Origin of the sequence: Gordonia sp. p3-SID1431 (assembly GCF_025143765.1) — a bacterium.
Classification (GTDB): Bacteria; Actinomycetota; Actinomycetes; order Mycobacteriales; family Mycobacteriaceae; genus Gordonia; species Gordonia hongkongensis.
In genome coordinates this window covers 1-5,473 of the sequence record NZ_JAMBDT010000168.1, presented here as the reverse complement: position 1 = coordinate 5,473, position 5,473 = coordinate 1, and the positions used below count along the sequence as shown (strand labels likewise).

Annotated in this window: 5 protein-coding genes; 4 read left to right on the top strand and 1 reads right to left on the bottom strand. The window is 68.2% G+C overall.

Translation table 11 applies throughout. The annotated features are described in order from the left end of the window. Positions 1 to 49 precede the first annotated feature (49 nt). Positions 50 to 439, bottom strand: coding sequence for a DUF5319 domain-containing protein (locus tag M4D77_RS23355; RefSeq protein WP_058250883.1), 390 nt, complete (start codon positions 437 to 439; stop codon positions 50 to 52). 146 nt (positions 440 to 585) lie between these two features. Between M4D77_RS23355 and guaB the strand changes: the two genes are divergently transcribed. The 4 genes from guaB (at position 586) to M4D77_RS23335 (ending at position 5,429) form a co-directional block, all read left to right on the top strand. Beyond that, on the top strand, positions 586 to 2,097 hold the full coding sequence (gene guaB, locus M4D77_RS23350) for an IMP dehydrogenase (RefSeq protein WP_058250693.1): 1,512 nt from the start codon (positions 586 to 588) through the stop codon (positions 2,095 to 2,097). A gap of 87 nt (positions 2,098 to 2,184) precedes the next feature. After that, positions 2,185 to 3,342 carry a GuaB3 family IMP dehydrogenase-related protein gene (locus M4D77_RS23345; RefSeq protein ID WP_058250882.1) on the top strand — a complete coding sequence of 386 codons (1,158 nt, stop codon included), beginning with the start codon at positions 2,185 to 2,187 and terminating at the stop codon, positions 3,340 to 3,342. Positions 3,343 to 3,387: 45 nt separating this feature from the next. Next, positions 3,388 to 5,175, top strand: coding sequence for a GMC family oxidoreductase (locus M4D77_RS23340; RefSeq protein WP_083207277.1), 1,788 nt, complete (start codon positions 3,388 to 3,390; stop codon positions 5,173 to 5,175). Positions 5,176 to 5,270: 95 nt separating this feature from the next. Further along, positions 5,271 to 5,429 (top strand): hypothetical protein, encoded by a 159-nt coding sequence (locus M4D77_RS23335; RefSeq protein WP_259937658.1) that lies wholly within the window; start codon positions 5,271 to 5,273, stop codon positions 5,427 to 5,429. Positions 5,430 to 5,473: the final 44 nt, after the last annotated feature.

The following is a 5,473-nucleotide window of genomic DNA, read 5'->3' as shown; positions in this document are numbered from 1 at the left end:
GTCTTTGTGCCGGAGAGTCGGCGACAGTTACCGCCACGCCCGTGGGGCGTCAGCGTTCGTCGTCGAGATGACTACGGGCGTCGGCGTAACCGCGGCAGTAGTCCCACGTGACGTAGGCGTCCGGACGAGGATCCACCGCGGGCTCGTGCGGCCGGACGGTGCCGTCGATGAGAAGCTGGATCAGGTTGGCGCGCAACATGTCCCAGTCGTGGTAATGGTCCTCGCGGCAGTCCTCGCACACGACGACCAGGCCGCGTACACCGCGATTGGCCAGCAAGGCCTCGTAGAGTGCGAGATCGGCGAGATCCTCCTCGACCGCGAGCCGCTCGTTCTCGTCCAACGGGATACCCGGCTCCACGCTGTCCAATGCGGATGCGGGATCGCTGGGATCGTCGGCGAACGGATCCGGCGGGAGGCCGGGTGGCAGGTGGTCACGCACCACACCACCGTAGCCGATCCGCGGGTGCGCGCGCCGCAGGCGTTCACCGGTCGAGCGCACCTGTTGAGAGTAGGTCGGGCGACCTCATCGGCGCGAAGACTCCTGTGTGACGATCGCCGCAACAAGGGACTCGATACCATGGTCCGATGACTGCTGTTCGTACCGGTGGAGACGATCCCGGCAAGGTCGCGATGCTCGGCCTGACCTTCGACGACGTCCTGTTGCTGCCCTCGGCGTCGGACGTGATACCCAGCGAGGTCGACACCTCGTCGCGGGTGACCAAGAACGTGACGCTGCGTGTCCCGCTGGTGAGTTCGGCGATGGACACCGTGACCGAGTCCCGGATGGCGATCGCGATGGCGCGCGCCGGGGGTATGGGTGTCCTCCACCGCAATCTGTCGATCGAGGAGCAGGCCGGCCAGGTCGAGACCGTCAAGCGGTCCGAGGCGGGCATGGTCACCGATCCGGTGACGTGCACCCCCACGCACACGCTCGCCGAGGTGGACGCCATGTGTGCGCGCTACCGCATCTCCGGCCTGCCCGTCGTCGACGACAAGGGTGAGCTCGTCGGCATCATCACCAACCGCGACATGCGGTTCGAGGTCGACCAGAGCCGTCCGGTCGCCGAGGTGATGACCAAGGCCCCGCTCATCACCGCCCAGGAGGGGGTCTCCGCCGAGGCCGCACTGGGACTGCTCCGCCGGCACAAAATCGAGAAGCTGCCGATCGTCGACGGCAACGGTCGCCTGACCGGACTCATCACCGTCAAGGACTTCGTCAAGACCGAACAGCATCCGCTGGCGACCAAGGACTCCGACGGACGGTTGCTCGTCGGGGCGGCCGTCGGAACCGGTGACCCGCAGTGGGACCGGGCGATGGCGCTGGCCGACGCCGGGGCCGACGTGATCATCGTCGACACCGCCCACGCGCACAACCGGCTCGTACTCGACATGGTGGCCAAGCTGAAGGCCGAGGTCGGCGACCGGGTGGACGTGGTAGGCGGCAACGTCGCGACCCGCGAGGCCGCGCAGGCCCTCGTCGACGCCGGCGCCGATGCGGTGAAGGTCGGCGTCGGACCGGGCTCGATCTGCACCACCCGCGTCGTGGCGGGTGTCGGCGCCCCGCAGATCACCGCCATCCTCGAAGCCGTGGCGGTCTGTCAGAAGGCCGGGGTGCCCGTGATCGCCGACGGTGGCCTGCAGTACTCGGGTGACATCGCCAAGGCACTCGCGGCGGGAGCGTCGACCGCGATGCTCGGTTCGCTCCTCGCCGGCACCGCCGAGGCGCCCGGCGAACTGGTCCTGGTCAACGGCAAGCAGTTCAAGAGCTACCGCGGCATGGGTTCGCTGGGTGCGATGCAGGGTCGCGGACAGGCGAAGTCGTATTCCAAGGACCGCTACTTCCAGGACGACGTCCTCAAAGAGGAGAAGCTGGTTCCCGAGGGCATCGAGGGACGGGTGCCGTTCCGCGGTCCGCTGTCGCAGGTGATCCATCAGCTCGTCGGCGGCCTGCGTGCCGCCATGGGTTACACCGGCGCGTCCACGATCCCGGATCTGCAGACCGCACGGTTCGTCCAGATCACCGCGGCGGGCCTGAAGGAATCCCACCCGCACGACATCACGCTGACCGCAGAGGCACCCAACTACTATTCCCGCTGAACTCCCCGAGGTCGTTCCCGCCGGACTCGTCCGGCGGGCCAGGCCGTAGGGTCGTTGTGCAGCTGAACTCCGCAGAAAGGCGCAGTGGTGCGTGACCTCGTCGAAATCGGCATGGGCCGGACAGCCCGACGGACCTACGAGCTGGGGGACATCAGCATCGTCCCGTCCCGTCGGACCCGTTCGTCCAAGGACGTCTCCACCGCATGGCAGATCGATGCCTACCGGTTCTCCTCGCCGATCCTGAGCCACCCGACCGATGCCCTGGTGTCGCCGTCGGTCGCGATCGAACTGGGCAAGCTCGGCGCGCTCGGCGTCCTGAACGGTGAGGGGCTGTGGGCCCGTCATCGCGACGTCGAGGCGAAGATCGCCGAACTCGTCGCCATCGCGGCGGAGGACCCGGATCCCTATGCGGCGGTTCGACACCTGCAGCAACTCCACTCGGCCCCGCTCGACAGCGGGTTGCTCGGCGAGGCCGTGGCCCAGGTCCGCGACGCGGGGGTCACCACGGCCGTTCGCGTCAGTCCGCAGCACGCACCCGAGCTGACCCCGGCGCTGCTGGCCGCCGGGGTGGAGATCCTGGTGGTGCACGGCACGATCATCTCGGCGGAGCACGTGGCGCAGGTCGATGCCGACGGCACGCAGCGGGAACCGCTGAACCTGAAGACCTTCATCGCCGATCTCGACGTACCGGTCATCGCGGGCGGCGTGCACGACCACCGCACCGCGCTGCACCTGATGCGGACGGGTGCCGCGGGCGTGATCGTCGGCTACGGTTCCGCCGCGGGAGCCACCACGACGGGCGAGGTGCTCGGCATCGGTGTGCCGATGGCCACCGCCATCGCCGACGCCGCCGCCGCGCGTCGCGACTACCTGGACGAGACCGGCGGTCGCTACGTCCACGTCATCGCCGACGGCGACATCCACAGCTCGGGCGACATCGTCAAGGCGATCGCCTGTGGAGCCGACGCCGCGGTCCTCGGAACCTCGCTCGCCGCAACGAGTTCCGCGCCCGGCAACGGATGGTACTGGCCGTCGGCCGCTGCTCACCCCGACACCCCGCGCGGCGCCCTCCTGCAGGTCGCCGCGGGCGAGGACCGACCGAGTCTCGAGCGGGTTCTCTACGGCCCCTCCGACGACCCGTACGGCGAACTGAATGTCGTCGGCGCACTGCGTCGGGCCATGGCGAAGGCCGGTTACTGCGACCTCAAGGAATTCCAGCGCGTGGGGTTGTCCGTCCGCGGCTGATAGTTAGGGTGACCTGGGTCTCTTTATGTGACAATGCGCGTTAGTATGTTCGGCATGGGATTCGACAAGTCGACCGAACACGCCACCGACTTCGACGTTCTGATCGTCGGCTCCGGGTTCGGCGGCAGCGTGAGTGCGTTGCGGCTGGTGGAGAAGGGGTACCGCGTCGGCGTGGTCGAGGCCGGGCGTCGGTTCGAGGACGAGGACTTCGCCAAGACAAGTTGGCGTCTCAACCGATGGTTGTGGGCACCGAAGCTGGGCCTGTACGGCATCCAGCGCATCCACGCCCTGAAAGACGTGATGATCCTCGCCGGGGCGGGGGTGGGCGGCGGCTCGCTCAACTACGCCAACACGCTCTACAAGCCCCCGACGCCCTTCTTCACCGATCCCCAGTGGAATCACATCACCGACTGGGAGGACGAGCTCACCCCGTACTACGACCAGGCCCGGCGGATGCTCGGGGTGGTCACCAACCCGACGGTCACCGCGTCCGACCGCGTGGTCGCCGAAGTCGCCGCCGAGATGGGGGTCGGGGACACGGTGACCCCGACGCCGGTCGGTGTGTTCTTCGGCGCGAAGACCGGCCTGTCCGGCGCGCCCGGTGAGACCGTCGCCGACCCGTACTTCGGCGGCGCGGGTCCGGACCGGACCGCCTGTACCGAATGCGGCGCCTGCATGACCGGATGCCGGGTGGGTGCCAAGAACACCCTGCTGAAGAACTATCTCGGTCTAGCGGAGAGCCACGGCGCCACCATCATCGACCGGACCACGGTGGACTCGCTACAGCAGCGCGCCGACGGTGTCTGGGAGGTGGGTACGCATCACTCGTCGTCGTGGGGGCCGCTCGGACGCCGCCGGCGCACGATCACGGCGGGTCAGGTCATCCTGGCGGCCGGCACGTTCAACACCCAACGACTGCTGCACCACGCGAAACTCGGTACGCTGCCGCAGATCTCGGACGCGATGGGCCGGCTCACGCGCACCAACTCGGAGTCGATCCTGGGTGCGATGGGGTCGCGGATCGACCCGGAGAACGACTACTCGCGCGGCGTCGCGATCACTTCGTCGTTCTACCCCGAGCCGAACACGCACATCGAACCGGTGCGATACGGCAAGGGCTCCAACGCGATCGCGTACCTGCAGACCCTGCTCACCGATGGCGGGACCCGGCGCAACCGATTCGGGCAGTTCCTGCGTCAGGTCGCCCGCAACCCGTTCCTGCTGGTGCGGTTGCTCGTGGTGCGACAGTGGAGTGAGCGGACCGTGATTGCCCTGGTCATGCAGAACAACAACAACTCGCTGACCACCTTCGTCCGCAAGCGCGGACCGCTGCGGTACGTCACCAGCAAACAGGGCCACGGTGAGCCGAATCCGACGTGGATTCCCAAGGGCAACGAGGCAACTCGCCGTATCGCGGCGAAGCTCGACGGCGGCGTCGCCGGCGGGACCTGGGGCGACATCGTCAACATGCCGCTGACCGCGCACTATCTCGGCGGCTGCGCGATCTCCGACGACCCGGACAACGGCGTCATCGATCCCTACCAGCGCGTGTGGAACTACCCGACGTTGCACATCGCGGACGGTGCGTCGGTGTCGGCGAACCTCGGCGTCAATCCGTCGCTGACGATCTGTGCGCAGGCGGAACGCGCGGCGGCACTGTGGCCGAACAAGGGCGAACAGGACCGGCGTCCTGCCCAGGGCGAGCCGTATCGCCGCATCGAGCCCGCGACGCCGACGTCCCCGGTGGTGCCGGCCGACGCACCCGGCGCCCTGCGGCTGCCGATCACCCCGGTCGTCCCGGCCACTCCACTGACGGCTCAACGGATCTCGTAGCGTCGGTGCGCCGATCACCCGCCCTGTGAGCACGTAACCCCGGTCGGCGGCGTCGGCGGGTAGTGTCGTCGTCCAGTGCCGAACGGGGGAGACGCATGTCGGGGACAGAACCGCTGACCGTGGTGTTGGCGGGCGGAAGTGGTTCGCTGGGTACGCATCTGGCGACCGATCTCGCCGCGCGTGGGCATCATCCGGTCATCCTGACGCGGCGGATCGATCCGTCGTCGCCGTTCGAACAGGTGGGGATCTCCTGACCTGAAAGTGGGCGGTTTTCGGTCAGTTTCGATGTGGAAGTTCC